Below are 25,407 nucleotides of genomic sequence, written 5' to 3'. Positions count from 1 at the left end.
TCAAGGCAGGCTGATATGCACATTGGCGCTGCGTGGCGCCAGTTGCACGATGGACTGATGGGCCGCCAGGGTCTGACGCGTTTCATGGCCGAGCCAAGCGCGCAAGCTGAAAAATCCGACCAGGCCGAACAAGGCCATGGTGCTGGCGATCACCCACATCGGGATCTCACTGCGCAGCGCATGACGAACGCGATCCGGAATCGCCCAATGCGGCGCGAACACCGCGCGCTTGCCCTTGTGATGCACCACCTCATCGCCGACCCGCGCGACGAGGTAATTGAGCTTCTCGGCACCTTCGAGCAAGTACTTGCCTTTGAAACCATGCAACAGGCAGTGATAGAACACTTCGAGAGCCTGCACGCGTCGGGCACCTTGCGCGCGCAGCTCTTCGAGCTTGGTGAAAAAGCCTTCGCCAGCCAGCTGCTCGCCGAACAGCTGCAGTTGCAGGGGTTGTAATTCCCAGGCCTCGCGCACACTGAAACTGGAGCTGAGGACGGCCTCATCGATCACTGCGCAAAACGCATACTTCGAGACGAAGATGTCTTCAGGGCTCACTTGCAAGCGCTGTGCATTCTGCTCGAAGGCATCGAGAAAGCGCCGGATTCGCTCGCGGAACACCTGCGCGTCGATGGGCGCGGCACGGTGGCGCAGCAGGAACAACAAATAGAAACCGTCGTGCATCAGGTCAACCAGACGACGCGGCGTGCGCGACTCGGCAACCGCCATCTCGGGTTTGGGGGCGGGCATGCCGCCAAAAAGGCTGGGAGCAGAAAGACTCATTCAATCACCGCCATCAGTTCTAGTTTGAAATCCTTGAAGCCAGAAGGCACATAGATCGCCACGTTCCTGGCTTGCATCATGCGTTCATAGATCGGGCCGTGCGGCTCGATGGAGAAGTAGTAGCTGCCCGGCCGCACCGGAATCGCCGCCGGTACCTGGGGGGCGGCCATCAGCTTGACGCCGGGCATCGAGGAGAGCACCAGCTTTTCGACGTCGTCCGCCGCGCCGACCTTGAAGCGCAAGGGGACGACCTCAACCAGGTCGGCCGGCGGCATGTCCGAGGCGACCGCCAGATACAGCGCGGCGCCCTCGGTGAGCTTGTCGGAATCGAGCTTCGCGTGGTGGAAGCCAGGCTTGATCTCGTTGATGCCGATGGCAATGTAACGCGCCGAAATCACCGTATTGATCAGCTCGCGAATGATCTTGTCGAGCATCAGGAAAGCCTGCCCCGGCGCCATGTGGTCGTACGCCGGCAGATCGGCAAGCGTGTAGGTTTTCGAAAAGGTCAGCAACTGTCCGGCCAGCTCCAGCATGCGCTGGAACAGCCTCTCCGGATGCAGGCGCGGGTGATGCATGAAATGTGAAAGGCTGGCGAAGGCCGCATTGGCGGTATGCAACAACCAGAACGAGGCCACATCGCCGGAACGGAACTCGATCAGATTGCGCGTAGGCTCGCGATGGTGCCCATACAGCGCGGACACCTTGGCTTGCAGCATGTCCAGCAGACGGCGCAGCAAACCTGTCAGCAAGGGCGAGCTGGCAATACTCAGCGAAGGCGGCAGGTAACTGGCATCCAGCTCGAATCCCCCGGTAGCGGTGCGCCGGATGCGCAGCAAGGGGATCGACACGAACTGCTCGCGCGGCTCGAAATCAGCCACCACGCGCGCCTGCTTGCGCAGCACCGTCAGCTCGCCCGCCACGGCACGCGTATACAGATCCGCCGCCATCTCGCTGCCCTGCACATAGCGGCTCAGTGCAGCACCATCACCCGCCTTGGCCGAGAAGTTACTGCCGTCTTCGCGCAACAGGGGCAGCGCCAGGTGGAACACCAGGCCCTCGGCCGGCACCTCGATGTCCGCCAGATTGCGTGCAGCGGGCAAGGTATCGGCATACGGCGCGTCAAAGCTCTCGCCGTCAGGCCACATCAGCTGCAGCGCTGAAAATCGCAGCAAACCGCTGCTCAAGGCATCGCGGTCCACCGAGAGCTCGGCCACCCCCCATAAATAGGGATGGACCTGGCGCAGCGCCTGGGCAAGCCGCTGCTCATGGTAGAGATCCTGCACCTGGAAATGCTGGGGCTTGAGGAACAAGCCCTCACCCCACAGTAATTTTTGTACGGTTTTCACTCGATGATCCACACACGTTATCAAACAGAACTCAGCGCGACAGTGCGCAGCTCACGCCATTGAGCGATCGCGGATCGCCTCCGCCTGCAGCATGCGGCGTGCCCTGCGAGACGGTCAGCGCGCAAGCGTGTATGCCCAGGCTGATCCCCGCCGGGTTGGGCTCACTCGTCGCAAAGCTGTAACGCCAGCGCTCGGCGGCTGGCGCACGGAAGAAGGCCGCGATGGCCACATACCCCACCTCCTGGGGCAGCTTTTCCTTGAATTCGAGCTGTTGCCCCGGCGTCAGCACCAGTTCACGGCTATCGATCAAATCGCTACCCAGCGTCTGTTTCTCCAGAGCAGCGTTGTTCAGCGTCTCATAAGGCGAAGAAATAAAACTGCTGTCGTTTCGCAATTTATAAACTTTTAAAACTATCGCAAATGGGCGCCCCTTTGCATCGGCATTCATATTTGATCCTGCAAAAATCCTGATCGTAATTTCCTTGGGCATGTCGATTTTAGGACTTTCTTTAACCAAGCCGATTGCCTGCAATGCACCCGACGCAATTTGCACGGCCGGCGACGCACAAGCACTCAGCAAAAACATTAAAAGCAACGCACCAATACCGAATTTAATTCGATTGTAGTTTTTGTCAAATTTCGACAAACAAATGACAAATTCATTCACAGCCACTCACTCCCCGGGAACTACCATTCGTCTGATCGCTTCTGCCAAACATTAATCAAAAGACGGCACTGCATTCAAAAAATACCCGTCAAAAAACAACCAATGCAACTCGTTAAAAACACACAAGTTGTTTATTTTTCAATAACTTAATAAATAGATTAAGCGTTTCACAGAAAAACACACACCACAGCCTTCTGATGGCATCAAGTATCCGCTATTCGACCAGAACTTGCAGCTACATGTACCTTGGTCTGTATAAAAACAGATTCCACGCAATGCTATGATCCGCTCCGCTGAATATTCGAAGCGCGTATTCGACATCAGCACTCCGATTCACCAAGGCTACAGCCATGATTATCGCGCGTGATTAATCAGGCCACAGCCTTTTGCCGCATTGTGGTCATCATGTTTAAATCAATTTCGAGCAAGAAGTCTTCGTTTTTGGTAATTCTGTCGTGTTTACTGCTGTCGGCCTGCGCCAGCACCATGACGCAAAATCAAACACCGGGAAAACACGAAACGCTCTATCACGACGCCACCAAGGCGCTCGCCGATGGCAATCAGGACAAGGCCATCCAGCTGCTGGATGAATCAACACGTGCCGATCCGACCTATGCCGAACCGTGGGTCAAGATGGCGCAGATCTATTTCGACGCGGCCAACTATCCGATGGCCATCAAGGCTGCCGACGAGGCCACCAAGCGCGATCCGGCGCGGCGTGAAACCAAGGCCATCGCCGTGGTTGCCAGTTTGCGCGTAGCCATCCAGGCACTCGGCGAAATGCGTGAAGACTCAGGCTTGCGCGGCAATACGCGTGAAGAAGCCGAGAAGCTGGCCCGCACCCTGCGCGAAACACTGAGCATCGATCAAATCCTGCCCATCGCGCCTGCAGCGCCCGCGCCAAACAACAAGTCCAGCGTGCCGGCGCCCGCCGCGCCCGCAGCCAAGCCAGCTTCGCCCGCCTCCAAGTCGCCGACACGCAAGTCGACGGGTGCAGGCAGTGCGAGCAGCGCCGCCAATCCGTTCCAGGTTCTCAAGAAGTAAAGCGCAACCAGTTCCGCGTGCGGCAGGACGCCTGCCGCACGCCTCATGTAACGCAGTTCAAACGGTCATTCGCAAGGGAGAAATGTCGTGGCCAAATCTGAAAGTACTCAAAAGAAGCTCAATCGCGTGCGTCCGCCACGTGTCCAGCTGTCGTATGACGTTGAAATCGGCGATCAGGTCGAACAGAAGGAGCTGCCGTTCGTTGTCGGCGTGCTGGCCGATCTGTCAGGCACGCCGGAGGCGCCGCTGCCCAAGCTGCGTGATCGCAAGTTCGTCAACATCGACGGCGAAAACTTCGATGAGGTACTCAAGGGTGCGGCCCCCCGCGCGACCTTCCGGGTCAGGAACAAGCTCAGCGAAGCCGGCGGTGAAATGGCGGTCGAACTGAAATTCCAGTCGATGGAAGACTTCCGCCCCGAATCCGTTGTGCAACAAGTCGAACCCCTGCGCCAGCTGCTGGAGGCCCGCAGCAAGCTGGCCGATCTGCGCGGCAAGCTCGCCGGCAACGAGAAGCTCGACGACATCCTTCACCAGGTGCTGCACAGCACCGAGCAATTGGCTGCGCTGCAAAGCGAAGCGGCGAACAAGGAGTAAGCCATGAGCGCACAACAATTCGCCACGCAAACCGCCGAAACCAGCGAACTGGGGCTGCTCGACCGCATCGTTGCCGACAGCAAGGTTGCCAAAACCGATGCCGAACACTCGCGCGCCAAGGATCTGATCGGCGAACTCGTCACTCAGGTCATGGAAGGTGCGGTGGTCATCTCCGACAACCTCTCAGCGACTCTGGATGCACGCATCGCCGAACTCGACCAACTGATTTCGACGCAGCTCTCCGAAGTGATGCACGCCCCTGAATTCCAGAAAGTGGAATCGACCTGGCGCGGTCTGGAATATCTGGTGACGCAAAGTGAAACCAGCGCAACGCTCAAGGTCAAGGTGTTCAACACCAACAAGAAGGACTTGGTGCGCGACTTCAAGTCGGCCATCGACTTCGACCAGAGCGTGCTCTTCAAGAAGGTCTATGAAGAGGAGTTCGGCACCTTCGGCGGCTCGCCATTCGGCGCACTGATCGGTGACTTCGAGATCGGCCGTCAAGCCGAAGACATGTACTTCATCGATCAGATGGCCCATATTGCCGCCGCTGCTCACGCCCCCTTCATCTCGGCAGCCGGCGCGGACCTGCTCGGCCTGGAGTCCTTCACCGATCTGGGCAAGCCGCGTGATCTGGCCAAGGTCTTCGACACCGTCGAATATGGCAAATGGAAGTCTTTCCGCGAAAGCGAAGACTCGCGCTATGTCGGCCTGACCCTGCCGCACTTCCTCGGTCGCCTGCCCTACAACCCCAAGGATGGCACACCGGTTGACGGCTTCAACTACATCGAAGAAGTCGACGGCAGCGATCACAGCCGCTATCTCTGGGTCAATGCGGCTTACGCCTTCGCTGCCCGCCTCACCGATGCGTTTGACCAGCATGGCTGGTGCGCCGCCATCCGCGGCGTTGAAGGCGGCGGCCTGGTCGAAGGTCTGCCGACCCACACGTTCAAGACCGATGATGGTGAAGTCGCGCTGAAATGCCCGACGGAAATCGCCATCACCGACCGGCGCGAAAAAGAGCTGTCCGACCTCGGCTTCATTCCGCTGGTGCATTGCAAGGGCACGGACTATGCCGCCTTCTTCGGTGCGCAATCGGTGCAAAAAGCCAAGAAGTACAGCAGCGAAGCGGCCAATGCCAATGCCTCGCTGTCCTCGCAGCTGCAGTACATCTTTGCCGTGTCACGCATTGCCCATTACCTCAAGGCCATGATGCGCGACAAGATCGGCAGCTTCGCTTCCGCCGGCAATGTTGAAACCTATCTGAATAACTGGATCACGCAGTACGTGCTGCTCGACGACGGTGCAACACAAGAGACCAAGGCGCAATTCCCGTTGCGCGAGGCCTCGATCCAGGTGGCGGAGGTTCCGGGCCGTCCCGGTGTATATCGGGCCGTGTCCTTCCTGCGTCCTCACTTCCAGCTCGACGAACTCTCCGTCTCTTTGCGCCTGGTTGCGGAACTGCCGCAGTCGGCAAAGGGCTGAGGAGCGTCGCCCAAGTTTTTTCCCCCGTAAAGGAGCACTAAGTGAAAGACATCTACGTCAAGTTCGAAAAAGGCGGTTCATTTGATCTGAAGGGCGAGTCGCGCGACGACGGTCACAAAGACTGGTTCGAAGTGAGCTCGTGGCAACACCAGATCATCCAGCCCAAGTCGGCCACCGCATCGACGGCCGGTGGTCACACTGCCGAGCGTTGCGAGCACGGCGCAATGATCTTCACGAAGGATCTTGACCTGACTTCACCGGTTATCTGGGCCGCTTGTTCGGCCGGTCAGACGTTCAATGAAGTGGTCATCGACTTCATGCGTTCGGACGGCGCCAAGCGCATCAAGTACCTGGAAATCAAGCTCAAGAACGTGCTCATCTCGTCGGTGACGCCTTCGGTTCTCGGCGAAGGCATTCCGACCGAGAACTTTGCGCTCACCTACGCCGCCGTGCAATGGACTTACACGCAGCAGGACATCACCGGTTCCGCCAAGGGCAACAAGGTGCAAGCCTGGAGCCTGGCGAAGAACACGCCCAGCTACGCAGTGTAAGTCTGACCGGGTTCTGCATGCGGAACCCGGCTCAGCACGGAGCCTCCCTCTCCGTGCTGTTCCGGGTTCCGTATTGCAGGACGCCCTTGCTATCCACCCCCCGATTCACTCTCTATATCCGGACGCACCCAGCCATGGCGGGATTCTTGCCGACGCTCTTCGAGCGATTGTTCGACGACGCGCCGCACCGCGAGGCCGAGGCCGACCCGCTGCGCCGATGGTCGGTTGAAGAGCTGAAGGATTCGGTCATCCGTGACCTGGAATCACTGCTCAATAACCGCACCGCGCTGACGACAGCAGCTCTCGCCGTCTATCCACAATCGCGACGCTCACTCATCAGCTATGGCATGGAGGATTTCGTCGGTCTCAGTCTGGCCAATCCGGGAGACCGCGCCCTGATCTGCCGCACCCTCGAAGAGGCGATTGCCATCCACGAGCCGCGCCTGCGCGATGTGCTTGTGCACCTTGAAGCCGACCGCTCAAGCATCGGTTGCCTGCAGTTCAGCATCAGCGCCGTGCTCTATGTTGCGCCGGCCAACGAGCCGGTCAGCTTTGACGCTTTGCTGCACCCGAACACCCAGCAGTATTCCATCGCGCGCGCGCGCCCTGGCGCACGCTGAGAGCGAACACATCATGCGCGACCTGCTTCCCTATTACGAACGCGAACTCACCTTCCTGCGTCGTCACGCCCGCGAGTTTGCAACACGCTATCCGAAGATCGCCTCGCGCCTGCTGATCTCCGGCGATGCCTGCGAAGACCCGCATGTCGAACGCATGATCGAATCTTTCGCGCTGCTCTCAGCGCGAGTACAAAAGAAGCTTGAAGACGATTTCCCAGAGCTGACGACCTCGTTTCTCGACGTACTCTATCCCCACTATCTGCGGCCGCTGCCCGCTTTTTCGATTGCGCGCTTCGATCTGGGCGGTGCCGATGCCCAGCTCTCCGATGTGTCGACAATTCCGCGCGGCACCCAGCTGAGTACGCGCCCCGTCAAAGGCGTTGCCTGCAAATTCCGCACGGCCTACCCGGTCCATCTCGCGCCGCTGCGTGTGAGTTCCGCCCTGTTCGAAGAAGCCTTCACGCCGCCGCGGGCGTATTTGCCCCCGCCGGGCGCTGGAGCCCTGCTCAGTCTCAAGCTCGAATCGAGCTCCACTCAGCTGACGCTCGATGTACTGCCCCTTGAGCGCCTGCGCCTGTTCATCGATGGCGAAGCCTCGCTGATCGCCCAATTGCGCGAAGCCATGTTGTCCCGTGCTCTGGACGTCGCCCTTGAAATCCCCGGCGAACATCGCTGGCGCGTGCAAACCACAGCTATCGCCCATGCAGTGGGCTTTGCGCTCGACGAAGAGCTGCTCGATTACGACGCACGCTCGCACCTTGCATACCGTCTGCTGTCCGAGTTCTTCGCCTTCCCGGAGAAATTCAACTTCGTCGATATCGACCTGAGCGTGCTGCGCACTCAGCTTCCGCCAGGCTGCACAGCCTTCACGCTGCATTTCATCCTCGGCTCGCAGCGCGAGGATGACCGTGATGTGCGACTGCTTGAACGCATTGGCGCCAATAATTTCCTCACCCATTGCACACCGGTAGTGAATCTGTTCCGTCAGCACGCCGAGCCGATCCGCCTCACCCACACCAAGTCCAGCTACCCGGTGCTGCCGGACAGCCGGCGCGCGCACGCCTTCGAGCTGTATTCGGTCGATTCGGTCTGCAAGATCGAGAAAACGGTGCGGGGCGAACGCCAGCTTGAATATCGTCCCTATTACGCGCTGCGTCACGGCGAATCACTCGCTGAGGCGGGCCGCTTCTATCACCTGCGGCGCGACGAGCAGGTCGCCGAACTGAGCCCGGGTTTTGAATACGAGATGTCGGTGGTCGATCTCGACTTTGATCCACGCGCCGAAAAAACGGAAACCCTTTCCATTGAGCTGAGCTGCACCAACCGCGACTTGCCGGCACAGATTCCGGTCGGCGTCGCCGGCGGAGACCTGTTCCTCGAAGGCGGGTCAATCGCGCGCAGCATCAGTTTGTTGCGCAAGCCCACGGCCACCGCACGCATCGACCGCAGCGGCGCACATTGGCGGTTGATCTCGCAGCTCGCGCTCAATCACCTCTCGCTGACCGAGTCCGGGCTATCGTCCCTCAAGGAGACCCTGGCGCTGTATGACATCACGCGCTCTCCGGTGACACGCAAGATTATCGATGGTCTGCAAGGCATTCGGCATCGCGTCGTCACCGCGCGTGTCAAAGGAGATCCCTTCCCCAGCTTCGTCAAGGGCATCGAGATCACGCTGAGCGTGGACCCACAGTTCTTCGTCGGCACCGGCGTAGAACACGTGGGCCGTCTGCTCGACTATTTCTTCGGTCTCTACGTCCATATCAACAGCTTCACCCAACTCGTCCTGGTTCGCTACGACACCAACGAGGAGATCATGCGATGCCCACCGCGCAACGGCGACCAGACCCTGGTGTAATCGAGACACTGCGCACTGAACCTTACCGCTTTGAATTTTTCCAGGCGGTACGGGTGCTGGTTGCGCATTTTCGTCTGCACGATGCCCGCAGCGGAAACGGCAACCCGGCCGAAGATCCGGTAGGCGAGCGGATCCGCTTCAGCAACTCGCTGAGCATTGGCTTCGCGCCCAGCGAAATTGAAGCCCTGCAACTGGACTACGACATCGCCAGCAGCGAGTCCACACGGTGGCCTGACAAAGCGCCGATGCCGCCTGTGGATCAGATCAGGGAGGCGCGCCTGACGCCAGCCTTCATCGGTCTGAGCGGCAATCAAGGCACCTTGCCCCGCGCCTACACCGAACAGCTGATCGAGCGCGAAATCCGTCACCGTGATCGCGGTGCACGCGCCTTTCTCGACATCTTCAATAATCGCGCCGTCACCCTGTTCTATCGTGCCTGGGAAAAATACCGTCTCTACTTCCAGTACGAACGAAACCGTCAGGAGCGCTTCCTGCCAATGATGCTGTCGCTGCTGGGCTCGGGTAATCCGTCAGAGCAAGACATCCGCTGCCAGCAGCAGCGCCCGGTACTGGCCGAGACGCTGGCCTATTATGCCGGCGCACTACGCCACAGCGCCCGCCCGGCACATCTTGTCGAGCGCATCGTCGCTGATTACTTCTGCGTACCGGTCAAACTCAAACAGTTTCACGGCCGCTGGCATCGCCTGCCGCCTGATCAGCTCAGCGTGCTCGGCGGCCAGGGCATGCAGTTGGGCGTAGATACCTTGTGCGGCGAACGCGTGTGGCACATCCAGACAGCATTCGAGCTGCAGGTCGGTCCACTCAGGCGCGAGGACTTCGAACGCTTCCTGCCGGGCGGGGAAGCCGCGCAAGCCATCACCCAGCTACTGCTCATGCTGAGCGGCATCACCCTCGAATGCACCGTGCGTCCCATCCTGCGCAAGGAGGATGTGCGCCCGGCACGTCTTGATGGCCAGCCCGCTCTGCGCCTCGGACACAACACCTGGGTACTGACCCGCATGACACACGCGCATCGCAGCGACGTGGCCTACGACATCACCCACGAAGCTGTCGAGCCACTTGCCGCCTGAACCCTTTCATCCACTTAGCATCGCTCCAGACCATGTCCAACAATCTCAAAGTACTCGTCGGCAAACTCAACAACACCTGTCGCAAGGCAGCCGAGCGCGCAGCTTCGCTGTGCATGGCGCGCGGCAATTTCGAAGTCGACATCGAGCACCTGTTCCTCGCGTTGTGCGAGACCGACAACTCCGACTTTGCCCGCCTGGCGCGCAAGTGCGACGTCAGCCTCACCGCGCTGGAGCGCGACCTCAATGCCGAGATCGCCCGCTTCAAGGATGGCAACACGCGCACACCGGTGTTCTCGCAACATCTGCCGGCGCTGTTCGAGCATGCCTGGCTGATCGCCTCGCTCGAATCCGGCAACGCACAGATCCGCAGCGGCCACCTGCTGCTGGCCCTGCTCACCTCGCCCGATCTGTCGCAACTCGCTTTCCGTGGCTCCAAGCTGTTCGTCAAGTTCCCGCTCGACGAGATCAAACACAAGCTCACCGAGCTCACCGTGGGCTCCGACGAAGCCGTGCAGGCCGTCAGCCACGCCGCGAACGCTCCTGATGGCGACGTCGATGCCGGCGACATGGCCGCCGCCGCGCAAGGCAATCCGCGCACGCCCGCGCTGGACCAGTTCACCACCAAGCTCACGCAGCGTGCCAAGGACGGCAAGATCGACCCGGTCATCGGCCGCGACATGGAAATCCGCCAGGCCATCGACATCCTGATGCGGCGCCGCCAGAACAACCCCATCCTCACTGGTGAAGCCGGCGTCGGCAAGACCGCTGTGGTCGAAGGTCTCGCGCTGCGTATTGCACAGGGCGACGTACCGCCCCCGCTGCAGGGCGTCGCCCTGCACACGCTGGACATGGGCCTGCTGCAGGCCGGCGCCAGCGTGAAAGGCGAGTTCGAGAACCGCCTCAAGAACGTCATCGATGAAGTAAAGAAAAGCCCCACGCCCATCATTCTCTTCATCGACGAAGCCCACACCATGATCGGCGCGGGCGGCCAGGCTGGCCAGAACGATGCCGCCAACTTGCTCAAGCCCGCGTTGGCGCGCGGCGAGCTGCGCACCATCGCCGCCACCACCTGGAGCGAATACAAGAAGTACTTCGAAAAAGACGCCGCCCTCGCCCGCCGCTTCCAAGTCGTCAAGGTCGAAGAGCCCACAGAAGAACTCGCCAGCGCCATGCTGCGCGCCATGAGCGCGCTGATGGAAAAGCACTTCAATGTGCGCATCCTTGACGAAGCCATCACCGAAGCCGTGCGCCTCTCGGCTCGCTACATCACCGGCCGCCAGCTGCCCGACAAGGCCATCAGCGTGCTCGACACCGCCTGCGCCCGCGTCGCCCTCGGCCAGAGCGCCACACCCGCGCGCATTGACGACACCACCAAACGCCTCGACCGCATCGAAGCCGAGTTCGCCTCGCTGTCACGCGAGCGCGCCACCGGCCACGACCATGCCGCGCGCATCAAGGAGCTGGAGGCCGAGCGTGAAGCCCTGAACGCGCAGCTCAGCGCCGACCGCGCCCGCTGGGAGCAGGAGAAAGCCCTCGTCGAGAAGATCGGCGCACAGCGTGCCGCCCTCGAACACCAGGCCACCACCAGCACCGAAGAACCTGCTGCAGGCGACGACGGCAAGAAGACCAAGGGCAAGGCCAAGGCTGCGCCCAAGAGCGACGCCCACGTCGAACTCGAAACCCTCTCCGCCGAACTGCGCGGCATGCAGGGCGAGACCCCGCTGGTGCCGCTGCAGGTCGATGGCAACGTGGTCGCCGAAATCATCTCCAGCTGGACCGGTATCCCGCTCGGCAAGATGGTCAAAGACGAAATCCAGGCCGTGCTCACACTCAAGGAATCGCTCGAAGCACGCGTCATCGGTCAGCCCCATGCGCTTGAAGCCATATCCCAGCGCGTGCGCACCGCGCGCGCCAACCTCGAAGACCCCAACAAACCCAAGGGCGTGTTCCTCTTCGTCGGCCCCTCCGGCGTCGGCAAGACCGAGACCGCACTGGCCCTCGCCGAATCGCTCTACGGCGGCGAGCGCAACCTCATCACCATCAACATGAGCGAGTACCAGGAAGCGCATACCGTCTCCGGCCTCAAGGGCTCGCCCCCCGGCTACGTCGGCTATGGCGAAGGCGGCGTGCTCACCGAAGCCGTGCGCCGCAAGCCCTACTCCGTCGTACTGCTCGACGAAGTCGAAAAGGCCCACCCCGACGTACTCGAACTCTTCTTCCAGGTCTTCGACAAAGGCGTGCTGGACGACGCCGAAGGTCGCGAGATCGACTTCCGCAACACCCTGATCATCCTCACCAGCAACGTCGGCTCCAGCACACTGATGCAGGCCTGCCTCAACAAGCCCGCTGCAGAAATGCCGACGCCTGAGGATCTGGACGGCCTGATCCGCCCGCAGCTCAACAAAGCCTTCAAGCCCGCCTTCCTCGGCCGCCTCAAGGTCGTGCCCTACTACCCGATCTCCGACGACGTGCTGGAGCTGATCATCCGCCTCAAGCTCGACCGCATCGCCCGCCGCGTCTTTGATAACCACAACGCGGCACTCAGCTATACCGACGACCTCGTCGAAGCCGTGCTCGCCCGCTGCACCGAAGTCGACTCCGGCGCCCGCAACGTCGACAACATCCTGGGCGGCACCATGCTGCCCGAGATCGCCGGCAGCGTGCTCTCGCGCATGGCCGAGGGGCGCGAGATCAAGAAGATCAAGCTCAGCACCAATGACAAGGGGGAGTTCAAGTATGCAATCAGCTAAAGCACGGCCCGCTACACGCGCCAGGACAAATCTCGCTCGCAAGGAGAAACCATGAAGCCCAGTTATGCCACGCTCAAGGCAGCGGTCCTCGCATCCAGCGCCCAAGCCACCGAACTCGCCAGCCAGGCCACGCATCCGGCGAGCATCAACAAGAGCGCTGTGCGCATCAGCCTGGCATTGCTCGACTGCAGCCTCGCCTTCATGGGCCGCTTGCCGATCAGCACGGGCAAGCATCGCGGCAAATACGCCGAGCCCGGCGCACGGCGCCTGGCCGAGCAGTTGTCGCTGCACACGATATTTGACCTGCCCGAAGTATTCACTGACGGCGATGTGGCCAAACATGAACTGAGCCTCAAGCGTGGCGTCGTGTTCTTCCAGGCCAGCAGCAGTTACGAAGGCGGTCATATCGATCTGATCGAGCCAGGCAATGCAGCGCTGCTGTGCAGCCAGCACGGCTACTTCAACTGCAAGGAAATCTGGTTCTGGCCGCTGGCCTGAGCCCCGCCCCCTCGCCGCACCATCAGGTAACTCATGGCCTTATCGCCTAACACCATCGCTGAAGAAATCCGCAAAGCCCTGATGCCGGGCCACACGGACAGCACGCGCCTCATCCGCCTGCACACCGGCAACGTCGTGCACAGCCTGCTCGCCGAATCACTCAGCGGCGTCGAAGAGATCGGCCCCTCATCCAGCGGTCACGAGTGCGCAGCTGGATTCGCCTTCGACCTCAAAGTCCTCTGCGCCACCGCCAGCCTCGACGCGCCCGACTGGCTGGGCAAGCCCATCCTGATTGAGTTACTCACGCAACAGTCGCGATTCGCACTGCGCCCCTTCCACGGCCACATCACCGCCTTCGAACGCCTGCAGGCCCCGCCCTCTCCCCCAACCCCTCTCCCGCAAGTGGGCGAGGGGAGCGTCGAGCGACTGTCGTCGATCATAAATCCGGGCGCCTTCGGCTACTTCCGTCTGCGCATCGAGCCCTGGCTCGCCTTTCTTGGCCACCGTCGCGACAGCTTCGTCTTCCACGACATGTCGGTCCCCGAGATCATCGAAGCGGTCTTCGCCGACTACTCCGCGCAGGGCGCACTGGTTCCAGCCTGGCGATTGGATCTCGCCGACGCAGCGGCCTACCCCAAGCGCAGCATCTGCACGCAGTACAACGAGACCGATCTGGCATTCATCGAACGCCTGATGGCCGAGGAAGGCCTTTACTACTGGTTCGAGCACGCCGCCACCGGTGCGCTCGAAGGCGCCTCACACACGATGGTCATCGCCGACCACCGCGACGCCTTCACTGAGAACGCGCAGGCGCGCATCCGCTTCCACCGCGCCAACGCCACCGAGTCGCAGGACACCATTCAGTCCATCGTGCCGCAGCGCAGCCTCGCCACCCACAGCATCGAAATCGCCAGCTGGGACTATCGCAGCCTCGACACGCGCAGCGCCTCCGCCAGCAGCACGCCTGACGAAGCGGTGGCCGACATGCCGCTCACGCGCTTCGATGCCCCTGGCGCCTACATCTGGCCCACGCGCGAACAGGGCGAGCGCTACGCCGCCCGCCAGATCGAAGCGCTCGAAGCCGCACGCCAAGCCCTCACCGGCAGCGGCACCGTGCGCACGCTCTCGCCCGGCACCACCTTTACGCTCGACAATCATTTCGATGCGGACATGCCGGCCGACACTGACCCAGCGGACCGCAACCGCTACGCCCTCATTCGCGTCACCCATCAAGCCCGCAACAACCTCAACCCCAGCCTGACCAAGGGACTCACACCCCCCCCCGACTCCCCACTCCCGACTCCCCACTCCCCGCTCTACACCAACCACTTCACCCTCCTCCCCGCGCCCGTCCCCTTCCGGCCCATCGCACAAGATGCACGCGGCGTCACTCTGCGCCCCCGCCCCAGCGTGCGCGGCGCGCAATCGGCCATCGTCGTCGGCGATGCAAACCAGCCCGTACACACCGACCGCGACGGCCGCATCCGCGTGCAGTTCCACTGGCAGCGTGGCAAGCAGAGTCACAGCCGCCTCACGCATCCTTCGGGCGCGGAAGATGCCTCGGGCGACAAGGCGGCCTGGAGCTGGGTGCGCGTAATGACCGCGTGGGCCGGCGCCAACTGGGGCGGCCACTTCATCCCGCGCGTGGGGCAAGAGGTGCTGGTGGAATTCATCGAGGGCGACATCGACCGCCCGGTCGTGGTCGGCACGCTCTACAACGGGCAAGGCTCCGCGAATGCTCAGAACAACCAGGTCACCAGCGGCGCAGGCGCAGCCACCGGCAACGCCCCCGCGTGGTTTGCGGGCGATTCGACCGACTCCCCACTCCCCACACCCCACTCCCACGCCGCCGCAGGCGGCGAGCGCCACGCCCACCCCGACACGCTCGCTGGCATCAAGACCCAAGCCATGTCTGCCAGCCAGTCCGGCAGCGGTGGCTACAACCAGTTGGTCTTCGACCTCACGCCCAACGAGCCGCGCACGCAGCTCGCCACCACGCAATTCGCCAGTTGCTTGAGCCTCGGCGCGATCCGCCACCAGACCGACAACCAGCGCCTCACCTACCGCGCTCACGGCGCCGAGCTCGCCACGCTGCAGTCCGGCGCACTGCGCGCCGGCAGCGGCCTGCTGCTCAGCACCGATGCGCGCAACAACGCCAGCGGCACTCAAATGGACGCGAGCCTCGCCATCAACCAGCTCGACGCAGCGCTGAGCCTCGTCAAGACGCTGGCCGAATCGGCGCAGAAGCAGAAGGCTGATCTGCAAGGCGACCCGGCGCCAGAGAAACTCGCTGCAGCCGAAGCGCTCGCCAAGAGTCAGGAAATCCTGGACACCACCGAAACCGGCAGCACCGCCAGCGAACAGCTGGGCGGCGCACAGGGTGGCACCGCCGCCGTTGGCGGCGGAGGGGGCACCGTGCCCGCCTGGAGCGAACCCATGATCGTCGCCGAATCGCCCGCCGGCATCGGCGCGCTCACGCCCAAGGACGCCATCCTCAACGCCGGCGCTACGCTCAGCCTCACCGCGCAAGACATCCACCTCGCCGCACAAGGCAAGAGCGCCTGGGCGGTGAAGGACGGCATCGCGCTCTACACCTACGGCAAAGCCTCCGACGGCAGCCGCCCGGTACAAGACAAAGGCCTGATGCTCCACGCCGCCAAAGGCAAGCTGAGTGTGCAAGCGCAAAGCGACAAGGCCGACTTCAACGCCGACAAGAAGCTGACGATTACCTCCACTACCCAGGATGTACTGCTGCAGGGCAAGAGCGACCTCACGCTCACCGCAGGCGGCGCAGCAATCCAGATCTCGGGCGGGAACATCACGCTGACCGCACCGGGCAAGGTGTCCTTGCTGGGCAGTCAGCGGAATTTGACGGGGGCGAAGAGTGCGAGTGGATCGGCGACATTGGCGCAGGGCGGAGACTTGAGCATCCAACGCAGCAAACGCGAAAGGTATGACGAGCAGTTCCAACTGATCGATGAGCTGACTGGGCAGCCGTTGGCCGGTGAGCCATATCGCATCGTCAATGCCGCCGGCGATGTGGTTGCCGAAGGCGTGACGGACTCCTCGGGCAAGACTCGACGGGTGTTCGCACAAAAGGCCGATGTGCTTGAGGTTCATCGAGGCTAAAGCAGCCCAAACCCACCAAGCTCGAACACCAATATTTACGCGTGAGGAATCCACGAAATGGCAGCTGCTGACGCAATTTGCACAGGGACGTGCAACACCACCCCGCAGTCGGTGGTTCAGGGCTTGGTCAAGCCCGATCCGTTGTACTTCTTGAACCCGGCCACCGGCGAAATTCTGGAGTGCCCCCCTGAGAATGTTGCAGACATTCGGCAGGAAGCCGAGCTGCTAAGCAAACTGGCGGACGATCTGCTCCGAAGCGGGGAACAGGTCTATGCTGCCACCCAGGCGCTTCAAGTTGCAGAGGCAAGTGCTGACGCGGCGCAGAAACATGAGTCACAGAAAGCGCTGGAGCAGGCGACTGCGGCCCAAGAGAGGGCGCGTGAGGCCATGTTTAAAGAATTCAAGGACCTACCCAAGTTCAACGACGGTGCCAGCGGTTTGATGGAGCTGCTCCCACTCGCGACGAGCAAAGGCCAAAAACTCTCGAAGACCAGACGCGTTACTTTCTTACGCTCAGACAAGGTCAAGAACAAAACTCGCACCTATCACAACCTGCCTGGCGATGCGACCAAACTCAAATCCTTCTACACAAAGGATGAAAGCGGCGCTTATAAGCTCGATGCAAAAAAGCTGGGGGACGCGTTCAGGTCGGTCCCGCTGAAGGGAAAGCTGACGGAAGCAGACTTGTTCAAATCATGGGCGGCAGGCTGGGCGCCCGAGTTTGTTGAAGCCTTCAATGCAAAATATGATGCGAAGGCCGCAAAAGATAAAGCCGACAAAGACACCCCGGACGAAGCCTGCCTGCAGTTTTCTGGAGGAGCATCCCTGTTGCGATTCTTTGCTGGCGTTGGCGGCACAGCCAGCTCAGAACTCTCGACGGAGAGCTTCAAGAAGCTACTCCAAGGGCGCGGAGAAATTGGCGCAAAGTTCACCGGCTCTGCACGTGCAGGCGTCGACCTTGCCTCAGCGCAGGGCGATCTAAGCCTGTACCTGCCCGCGAAGAAAGGCCTGCACTTACACGTCGCAGCAGGCAAGAACGCAAAAGGCGGCAAGCAAGAGCTGGAGCTGGGCTACGTGCGCCTGCTTATCACGGGGGAGGTCAGCGCCACATGCGGCGCCAGCGTACTGGCAGAGGGAGGGCTGGAGTTCAAACTCAAGGCCGACATGACGCAGGGAGTCAAAGGCGTACCAGCCAAAAAAACTGCTGCCGCAGTGGCCAACCCGAAAGCCAGAGTTGACTCGAAGGTGGAGGCCGAAGTTGGCGGCAAGGCGGAACTGAGCGCTTTTGCGGGGGCTGAAGCAGGTGGCAAGATCGGCGGCGCGGTGGAATGGCAGAAGGAGAAGTCCACCGAGTTCAAGCCATTTGCGAAGATCAATGCTGAAGGCAAAGGGCAAGCTGGTATTGGCGGTGCCGCGATGTTCGAGATCGGTTACACAGACGGAAAATTTCGCATCAAGATGAAGTTGGGGGCCTGTGTGGGTCTAGGCTTGAAGGGCAGCATCGATGCAGAGATCGGGGTGGAACACATCGTCGAGTTCGATCTGTGGTTCAAGCACCAGGTGGTTAATGCGCTGGATCAGAATCTGAAGTACTTCGGGGACCGGGCTTGGAAAGCCTTTGTCTATATGAAGGCGCTGGCGATTGCCGAAGGCAAGAAGCTCTCTGCGTATTTGGGTCGAGAGGTCGATGAACTAATCGAAGCGTGGAAGAATCTCGTGAATACTGCTTCGAAAGAAGTGCTGAATCGCATTAAGGCGTCGAAAGACTACGTCCTGACTTCGGTAGCCGAAGCCAAGGCGCTGTTGTTGGGCCTGCTTGAGCAGATGAAACAAGATTTTCAAGAACTGAGGAAGGATATAGAGGACCTCTCACGTTGGCTGTTCAGCGCAGCGCAAACTACGCAAGAAGCCGACAACATCACCTCACGCATCGCCACCACGATGGATACTCGCGTGGATCAAAATGCCGGAAGAATGCGCCTCGCGGCGCTTGCTGGAGGAGTAGACGCCATAAACAGCGTACTAGTCGCCCTCAAGAGTGTACCGACCCCCGGATACGAACTGGCATTTGCGGACGACCCGGCTTATCGCTTCTCTAACGGGATGGGCACACACATCGCCTGGCAGCGCTCAGGCTTCGGTAACAACAACAACCGTATCGTTTGAGGGTCGGGACAATGTCTATCACCTTGCGCCACTCTGTGACCGCAGTGTTTTCTATGCTAGGCATCTGGTTCTTCGGCACGGCGTGCGCCCAAGATAGCCTCGTCGCGCCCGCTCCTGCCGCTCAGGACCGGCCGCAGACTGAAGATCCTTTGGCGCGCTGGCAGCCTAGCGAGAAACAACGGGCGATGCTGGCCACGCTGCCAAAAACAGTCGAAGAGCAACGTCAGGAACTCATTCGTCTGGCACGGATACCGTTGCCCAGCTATGAAGAGCGCGAGCGATTCTTGGCCTTGAAGGGCTATGGTTTTCCCAAGTCACCGAGACACCCTTTGCGCGACAACGAACAATTTTTGCTGGACTACTATCGCTCCCTGGGCAAGCCCGACAAAGCGGAGCTGGATGCGCTGATTGCTTCGCTCAAGACGCGCATGATCCACCTTAAGGGCGGCAAATTCATCATGGGTGACTTCGGTCCTCTGGTGTTCAAGGACAAGCTGACTTTGAGTGGCGAAAGCGACAACCCAGCGCATGAAGTCATCCTGGACGGCTACTCGATCATGAAGGGCCGGGTGACCTATGGCGAGTATGAATTGTTCTTGCGAGATACGGGTAGGCCAGCGCTTTTGCGCGAAAGCTACGTCACCTCTCAACGTCCTGGCTACGTCGTGGGTGGCGTGCAGTGGGCCGATGCAGATGGCTACTGCCGCTGGTTGGGTCAGCTGACCGGCAAGCCTTTTGCGTTAACAAGCGAAGCGCAATGGGAATACGCCGCGCGCGAAGGTGGCAAGCTGATTGCCTACCCCATGTATCACTGGCCGGGCTTGAAATGGCAGAACAAGTACCAGCCCGACTTCGACATGGTGGATGAGATTTTGCCAACCATTCAGGCCAAAGCGGGCAAGAGCAACGACATTCTGTCGCCCCGCCCCCCCAGCCTCAATGGTGAAAACCGGATCGGCATGCAAGACGTGGTGAGCAGCGGGAGTCGCGAGTGGGTAGCCGACTGGTATGACGAGAACTACTACAACGTAAGCGCGAAACGCAATCCAACAGGTCCAGCGACAGGTAGCAAAAAGGTGGCACGAGTGGGGGCGTACAGCATCTTTCATACACTGATGGGCCGTGAATCATGGGAGATCGACAACCCCGAGAGAACCAGCTCCTTCCGCTGCGCCCTGAACGACCCAAAGCCCTGGCGAAAGTGAGTAAAGCCCGGGAAAACCCGTTCAAGCAGATTGCGATCGAGTTGGCCGCAAGTTCAATCCTGCTGCTTGTCGGAATTGGCTTGCTGGTCGGTGGCGTTTTTCAAGCGGTGAGCACAACGCGCTTCCTGGCCCGCGCACACGAAGTCCAAGGTGTTGTCGTGGATCGCTCGGTCTCTCGCCCTCGGATCGGGGAGAGAGGATTAGCGCTTTACGCACCAATAGTGGAATACCGTGATTCAAATGGACGCGTGAGGCTTTATGAGCCCGACACGCGCGACAGCTCCTCAAACTACGCAATCGGTCAAACCATCCTCCTGTACGTACAGGATGCCGATGACGGTAGTCCGCAACGTGTTCGACTTGCCAATGCAGCAGATCCTTGGTTCGGCAGCGCTATAGCGCTTTTTATGGGTGCTGGATTCACAATCTGGGGCTGCATCGCAGTCTTCATCGTTTGGTCAGCCAAGCCCAACCCACAGACTGCGAAGCGGCGCAAAATCAGTCCCTCCCGCAAAACGACAAAACCGACCTCGCCTTCATCGAACGCCTGATGGCCGAGGAAGGCCTCTACTACTGGTTCGAGCACGCCGCCACCGGTGCACTCGAAGGCGCCTCACACACGATGGTCATCGCCGACCACCGCGACGCCTTCACTGAGAACGCGCAGGCGCGCATCCGCTTCCACCGCGCCAACGCCACCGAGTCGCAGGACACCATTCAGTCCATCGTGCCGCAGCGCAGCCTCGCCACCCACAGCATCGAAATCGCCAGCTGGGACTATCGCAGCCTCGACACGCGCAGCGCCTCCGCCAGCAGCACGCCTGACGAAGCGGTGGCCGACATGCCGCTCACGCGCTTCGATGCCCCTGGCGCCTACATCTGGCCCACGCGCGAACAGGGCGAGCGCTACGCCGCCCGCCAGATCGAAGCGCTCGAAGCCGCACGCCAAGCCCTCACCGGCAGCGGCACCGTGCGCACGCTCTCGCCCGGCACCACCTTTACGCTCGACAATCATTTCGATGCGGACATGCCGGCCGACACTGACCCAGCGGACCGCAACCGCTACGCCCTCATTCGCGTCACCCATCAAGCCCGCAACAACCTCAACCCCAGCCTGACCAAGGGACTCACACCCCCCCCCGACTCCCCACTCCCGACTCCCCACTCCCCGCTCTACACCAACCACTTCACCCTCCTCCCCGCGCCCGTCCCCTTCCGGCCCATCGCACAAGATGCACGCGGCGTCACTCTGCGCCCCCGCCCCAGCGTGCGCGGCGCGCAATCGGCCATCGTCGTCGGCGATGCAAACCAGCCCGTACACACCGACCGCGACGGCCGCATCCGCGTGCAGTTCCACTGGCAGCGTGGCAAGCAGAGTCACAGCCGCCTCACGCATCCTTCGGGCGCGGAAGATGCCTCGGGCGACAAGGCGGCCTGGAGCTGGGTGCGCGTAATGACCGCGTGGGCCGGCGCCAACTGGGGCGGCCACTTCATCCCGCGCGTGGGGCAAGAGGTGCTGGTGGAATTCATCGAGGGCGACATCGACCGCCCGGTCGTGGTCGGCACGCTCTACAACGGGCAAGGCTCCGCGAATGCTCAGAACAACCAGGTCACCAGCGGCGCAGGCGCAGCCACCGGCAACGCCCCCGCGTGGTTTGCGGGCGATTCGACCGACTCCCCACTCCCCACACCCCACTCCCACGCCGCCGCAGGCGGCGAGCGCCACGCCCACCCCGACACGCTCGCTGGCATCAAGACCCAAGCCATGTCTGCCAGCCAGTCCGGCAGCGGTGGCTACAACCAGTTGGTCTTCGACCTCACGCCCAACGAGCCGCGCACGCAGCTCGCCACCACGCAATTCGCCAGTTGCTTGAGCCTCGGCGCGATCCGCCACCAGACCGACAACCAGCGCCTCACCTACCGCGCTCACGGCGCCGAGCTCGCCACGCTGCAGTCCGGCGCACTGCGCGCCGGCAGCGGCCTGCTGCTCAGCACCGATGCGCGCAACAACGCCAGCGGCACTCAAATGGACGCGAGCCTCGCCATCAACCAGCTCGACGCAGCGCTGAGCCTCGTCAAGACGCTGGCCGAATCGGCGCAGAAGCAGAAGGCTGATCTGCAAGGCGACCCGGCGCCAGAGAAACTCGCTGCAGCCGAAGCGCTCGCCAAGAGTCAGGAAATCCTGGACACCACCGAAACCGGCAGCACCGCCAGCGAACAGCTGGGCGGCGCACAGGGTGGCACCGCCGCCGTTGGCGGCGGAGGGGGCACCGTGCCCGCCTGGAGCGAACCCATGATCGTCGCCGAATCGCCCGCCGGCATCGGCGCGCTCACGCCCAAGGACGCCATCCTCAACGCCGGCGCTACGCTCAGCCTCACCGCGCAAGACATCCACCTCGCCGCACAAGGCAAGAGCGCCTGGGCGGTGAAGGACGGCATCGCGCTCTACACCTACGGCAAAGCCTCCGACGGCAGCCGCCCGGTACAAGACAAAGGCCTGATGCTCCACGCCGCCAAAGGCAAGCTGAGTGTGCAAGCGCAAAGCGACAAGGCCGACTTCAACGCCGACAAGAAAGTGACGATCACCTCCACAACCAAGGACGTGCTGCTGCAGGGCAAGAACGACCTGCAGCTCACGGCGGGCGGTGCGTCGATACAGATCTCGGGCGGGAACATCACGCTCACGGCGCCGGGCAAGGTGTCCTTGCTGGGCAGTCAGCGGAATTTGACGGGGGCGAAGAGTGCGGCCGTCATCACTCCAAGCCTTGGGTCGAGTTCGGTCGACTTGCCGCCACCGGCCGAGCATGGCCGCTTCAGTCAACGCCTGAACCTTGCGGGTGTCTTGGGACTGGACCCGGATACACAAGCCCTGCACACCGGCATGGCTTACGAGGTCTTCGATCAAAAGGGGCAAAAGCTCGCAGCGGGCCAACTCAAACCAGACGGCAGCACCGACCGCATCTTCACCAGCAAGGTTGAGAAGTTGAAAGTCGTCGTCAAGACTGGCGAATGGACCTTGCTGCAAGACCTTGAGCATCCTTGAGCCGCCCCCGAATCAGAGCCGCGAAGAGAGTAGATATGAATACGCCCCGTTCTGGAACAGAGCCCTTCAAAGCAAGCGCCGCAGTCTTCATTGGACGAGCCGGTCGTCAACGATGAGAGCGAATCCGCCTCGAACTCATCACTGGGTCAGCCTGCCAAGCTCGTCGTCCGTCTGCTTGCCCTGGACGGCGAACCCATCGTCAAACTGGGCGTGAACGTCCGCTGGAGCGGTGGCGAGTTGACCGCATTTACGGATGCGGATGGTCGGATCGCTCCCGTTCAAGCCCCAGCGGGAGAAGTGCTCACGTTAGCGGTGCAACGCTTCGACAAAAGCTACAAAGAAATCGGCACATCTGTCATGCCCGCCACCGACGGGCTGCTGACAGCCATCAGCCCCAGTCTCGTCGTGGAGACCACCACCGAGAAGCACGAAGGCTCAGCAGGGACGGCGAAAGAAGCGATTCCCAGGCCTGTTCAGGCAGACGCCGGAGACCTTCAGCCCGCCGCACCAACAGGCTCAACTGCCGGCACATCAAACGAGAACCTGCCAGCTGATCCAGCGCAGACTCCATCAAAACCCGTGAGCAAGCCCACCGTGGCGGCTGAAATGCCAAAGAGCAAGCCTGCGGCGCCCGCCAAACAGACTGCGACATCTTCCCCACAAAAAATTTCCGGAGCGTCCGCTCAAAAAGACAAGCCCAAACCCGGCCGCGATGAGCATGGACACCCCATGGCGGTCTTTGTGAACAAGGCCAAAGACTGGTGGGGAAGCTGGCGCTTGCCGACACTCAACCTGTGGGGCGCGAATGCCGCACAAGGCACGTCAGCGAAGGCTTACGTGCAAGTGAGTGCCAGCATGGAACAGCAAGTGAAGGAGCTTCTGGAATTTGCAAAGACGCAAACGGAATATTGGTACAAAGAGGGTACTGCTGGTGTTCTGGAGTCCATGGCCAAGCGCAAGTTCGAGCACAAAGCGAACGAAAAGGAATCTTCCCGCTCTATTGGTCTCTGCTACACCTACGTTAAGGTTGCCTTGGCTAAAAGCAAGATCGTAGATGGCGTTCTGGGGGCAAAACTCTCCGCAGCACATCAAGAATGCGCGTCGCTTGCAGGCGCTGCACTCACAGCCAAAGGCGTGGATTTTGTCGACGTCACTGATTCTGTCCCGGATGCTCGCTGGGCTGCAGCAGGTGACGTGATTGTTTATGCATGGTCAGATGAGACATGGGCCAAACGAAAGACCGAAAAGCAGAATGACAAACTCCCGAACTACGGTCATATCGACATCCGTGACTACGAAACCTACATCAGTGATCACTTGCCGGTGAGTATGCATCCTCGTTGGTTCGATACGCGGAAGGCAAATAAATCTGGCTAATTTCCGGAGGGCCAGTTTTACCCCAACTACGTCAATATCCGCATTTTTAGAAAAATATTTGACCCCGTCCCTACTCAGCGCATTCGCGCGTTTCTTCGCTGCATCCGAGAATTTGAGTGCCAAGCAGAGATTGACGACAGTAAGCGCTACCAGATGCTCAACTACGACACGCCGAATACGTCGCGCCGTCGATTCAACGGCTACAAGACCCATCCATGGGAGGAACTGCCGCCACCCGCCAGCCCGTTCTCTACTGCAGCAGGCGCTTACCAGGTGCTAGCGAGCACATGGAAGGAGCTGATTGATAAAGGCCTTATACCAGCAAAGGGAGAGAAATTTAGTCCGCTCATTCAGGATCGAATCGCTGTAATAAAACTTGAAGACCGGGGCGTTCTGCACCTGATTCGGACTGGTAAAATTAAAGAGGCTTTAGAAGTCAAAACATCAAAGGGTAAACCCTCATTGGCTAGCGAGTGGACAAGCTTGCCGGGCGGCAGCCAGAACGCACATCGACTCACTGCAGACAACAAACCAATGGATATGACTTATCTACTGAGTTTATTTGAAAAATACCTGTCTGAGGAGATACTTAAATGAAAACAAAAATATATATTAATTTTTTAATAGCGTGGCTAGCCATCACCACGATGAACGTGCAAGGAGAAGAGCTGCCAAGCAACTCAAAAAAAGAGATCAGGGAGCTAATTGAAAACATGTACTCTTATGATCCCGCAACCTTCGAGTACGGAGAGTTCGACAAAAAAAACCTGTCGGCATTTAAAATAAATCAGAAAAATATAGACAAAAACTCAAAATACTTCCCAGAAAAAAATGCTCCTTGCTATTAATTTTTTTTGATGAAAGCTTAGTAAAAAAAGATGGCAATAAAAATACAACCTGTCAAGCACGGTATAGATTTCCGTACCTTGATGACGAGAGCTTATCGCCCTCCACTCGAAGCGAAGCGATTCCAAAAGCCTTGATCGAAACACCAATTGTCAGTGGCGATACTGCGAAAGTTGTAGTTTATCCAAATGGCCAAAAAAACGACAAACCACCGTCAATGCCCTTTGGTCGCAACATTTTCTACCTAAAGAGGGACCCCATGAGAGGCTGGCGAATCACGAACGTGCTGATTCACGACTACTGGCCAGACATCCCGAACGATCCCCACAGTTGCGAGTACGGCTTTGCCAACCGAGCACC

Annotated in this window: 21 protein-coding genes; 18 read left to right on the top strand and 3 right to left on the bottom strand. The window is 60.4% G+C overall.

Annotated elements, in window-relative coordinates; translation table 11 throughout:
• The 3 genes from icmH to tssJ are packed head-to-tail and all read right to left on the bottom strand — an operon-like array spanning position 1 to position 2,793.
• A complete protein-coding gene (icmH, locus tag ABDB84_RS14145; RefSeq protein ID WP_345920399.1) occupies positions 1–780 on the bottom strand; it encodes a type IVB secretion system protein IcmH/DotU in 780 nt (259 codons plus the stop codon).
• Positions 777–2,126, bottom strand: coding sequence for a type VI secretion system baseplate subunit TssK (tssK, locus tag ABDB84_RS14140; protein WP_345920398.1), 1,350 nt, complete (start codon positions 2,124–2,126; stop codon positions 777–779). Before tssK ends, icmH begins: the two co-directional genes overlap by 4 nt.
• A gap of 31 nt (positions 2,127–2,157) precedes the next feature.
• Positions 2,158–2,793 (bottom strand): type VI secretion system lipoprotein TssJ, encoded by a 636-nt coding sequence (gene tssJ / locus ABDB84_RS14135; RefSeq protein WP_345920397.1) that lies wholly within the window; start codon positions 2,791–2,793, stop codon positions 2,158–2,160.
• A 486-nt stretch (positions 2,794–3,279) separates the two neighbouring features.
• Here tssJ and ABDB84_RS14130 point away from each other — a divergent pair, with 486 nt between their 5' ends.
• From ABDB84_RS14130 to ABDB84_RS14045, 18 genes are all read left to right on the top strand, one after another.
• Positions 3,280–3,837, top strand: a complete 558-nt coding sequence (locus ABDB84_RS14130; protein WP_345920396.1) for a tetratricopeptide repeat protein — start codon at positions 3,280–3,282, stop codon at positions 3,835–3,837.
• 87 nt (positions 3,838–3,924) lie between these two features.
• Positions 3,925–4,431, top strand: coding sequence for a type VI secretion system contractile sheath small subunit (gene tssB / locus ABDB84_RS14125; RefSeq protein ID WP_345920395.1), 507 nt, complete (start codon positions 3,925–3,927; stop codon positions 4,429–4,431).
• A gap of 3 nt (positions 4,432–4,434) precedes the next feature.
• Positions 4,435–5,916: a type VI secretion system contractile sheath large subunit gene (gene tssC, locus ABDB84_RS14120; RefSeq protein WP_345920394.1), complete on the top strand. Its 1,482-nt coding sequence runs from the start codon at positions 4,435–4,437 to the stop codon at positions 5,914–5,916.
• Between the two features lie 41 nt (positions 5,917–5,957).
• Positions 5,958–6,467 (top strand): Hcp family type VI secretion system effector, encoded by a 510-nt coding sequence (locus tag ABDB84_RS14115; RefSeq protein ID WP_345920393.1) that lies wholly within the window; start codon positions 5,958–5,960, stop codon positions 6,465–6,467.
• A gap of 134 nt (positions 6,468–6,601) precedes the next feature.
• The gene (tssE, locus tag ABDB84_RS14110; RefSeq protein ID WP_345920392.1) at positions 6,602–7,087 is read left to right on the top strand and encodes a type VI secretion system baseplate subunit TssE; all 486 of its coding nucleotides are present in this window, start codon (positions 6,602–6,604) and stop codon (positions 7,085–7,087) included.
• Between the two features lie 13 nt (positions 7,088–7,100).
• On the top strand, positions 7,101–8,942 hold the full coding sequence (gene tssF / locus ABDB84_RS14105) for a type VI secretion system baseplate subunit TssF (RefSeq protein ID WP_345920391.1): 1,842 nt from the start codon (positions 7,101–7,103) through the stop codon (positions 8,940–8,942).
• Positions 8,906–10,033: a type VI secretion system baseplate subunit TssG gene (gene tssG / locus ABDB84_RS14100; protein ID WP_345920390.1), complete on the top strand. Its 1,128-nt coding sequence runs from the start codon at positions 8,906–8,908 to the stop codon at positions 10,031–10,033. The genes tssF and tssG overlap by 37 nt, the downstream gene beginning before the upstream one ends.
• Positions 10,034–10,065: 32 nt before the next feature.
• Positions 10,066–12,783 carry a type VI secretion system ATPase TssH gene (tssH, locus tag ABDB84_RS14095; RefSeq protein WP_345920389.1) on the top strand — a complete coding sequence of 906 codons (2,718 nt, stop codon included), beginning with the start codon at positions 10,066–10,068 and terminating at the stop codon, positions 12,781–12,783.
• Positions 12,784–12,834: 51 nt separating this feature from the next.
• A complete protein-coding gene (locus ABDB84_RS14090; RefSeq protein ID WP_345920388.1) occupies positions 12,835–13,281 on the top strand; it encodes a T6SS effector amidase Tae4 family protein in 447 nt (148 codons plus the stop codon).
• Between the two features lie 33 nt (positions 13,282–13,314).
• A complete protein-coding gene (locus ABDB84_RS14085; RefSeq protein WP_345920387.1) occupies positions 13,315–16,410 on the top strand; it encodes a type VI secretion system Vgr family protein in 3,096 nt (1,031 codons plus the stop codon).
• A 57-nt stretch (positions 16,411–16,467) separates the two neighbouring features.
• Positions 16,468–18,576, top strand: coding sequence for a hypothetical protein (locus tag ABDB84_RS14080; RefSeq protein ID WP_345920386.1), 2,109 nt, complete (start codon positions 16,468–16,470; stop codon positions 18,574–18,576).
• An 11-nt stretch (positions 18,577–18,587) separates the two neighbouring features.
• Positions 18,588–19,781 (top strand): formylglycine-generating enzyme family protein, encoded by a 1,194-nt coding sequence (locus tag ABDB84_RS14075; RefSeq protein WP_345920385.1) that lies wholly within the window; start codon positions 18,588–18,590, stop codon positions 19,779–19,781.
• Positions 19,778–20,332: a DUF3592 domain-containing protein gene (locus ABDB84_RS14070; RefSeq protein ID WP_345920384.1), complete on the top strand. Its 555-nt coding sequence runs from the start codon at positions 19,778–19,780 to the stop codon at positions 20,330–20,332. The genes ABDB84_RS14075 and ABDB84_RS14070 overlap by 4 nt, the downstream gene beginning before the upstream one ends.
• Positions 20,332–22,824 (top strand): type VI secretion system Vgr family protein, encoded by a 2,493-nt coding sequence (locus ABDB84_RS14065; RefSeq protein WP_345920383.1) that lies wholly within the window; start codon positions 20,332–20,334, stop codon positions 22,822–22,824. Before ABDB84_RS14070 ends, ABDB84_RS14065 begins: the two co-directional genes overlap by 1 nt.
• Positions 22,825–22,914: 90 nt before the next feature.
• Positions 22,915–24,201 carry a hypothetical protein gene (locus tag ABDB84_RS14060; protein WP_345920382.1) on the top strand — a complete coding sequence of 429 codons (1,287 nt, stop codon included), beginning with the start codon at positions 22,915–22,917 and terminating at the stop codon, positions 24,199–24,201.
• Between the two features lie 153 nt (positions 24,202–24,354).
• Complete coding sequence (locus tag ABDB84_RS14055) at positions 24,355–24,798, top strand: hypothetical protein (RefSeq protein WP_345920381.1); 444 nt, start codon at positions 24,355–24,357, stop codon at positions 24,796–24,798.
• Positions 24,795–25,049, top strand: coding sequence for a hypothetical protein (locus ABDB84_RS14050; protein WP_345920380.1), 255 nt, complete (start codon positions 24,795–24,797; stop codon positions 25,047–25,049). The genes ABDB84_RS14055 and ABDB84_RS14050 overlap by 4 nt, the downstream gene beginning before the upstream one ends.
• On the top strand, positions 25,040–25,407 hold a 368-nt coding region (locus ABDB84_RS14045; protein WP_345920379.1), incomplete at its 3' end, for a hypothetical protein. The genes ABDB84_RS14050 and ABDB84_RS14045, both read left to right, overlap by 10 nt.

The sequence above is a fragment of the Uliginosibacterium sediminicola genome, assembly GCF_039631295.1.
Lineage (GTDB): Bacteria > Pseudomonadota > Gammaproteobacteria > Burkholderiales > Rhodocyclaceae > Viridibacterium > Viridibacterium sediminicola.
The sequence above is the reverse complement of the archived record's forward strand: the minus strand, read 5'-3'. Positions and strand labels throughout refer to the sequence as shown.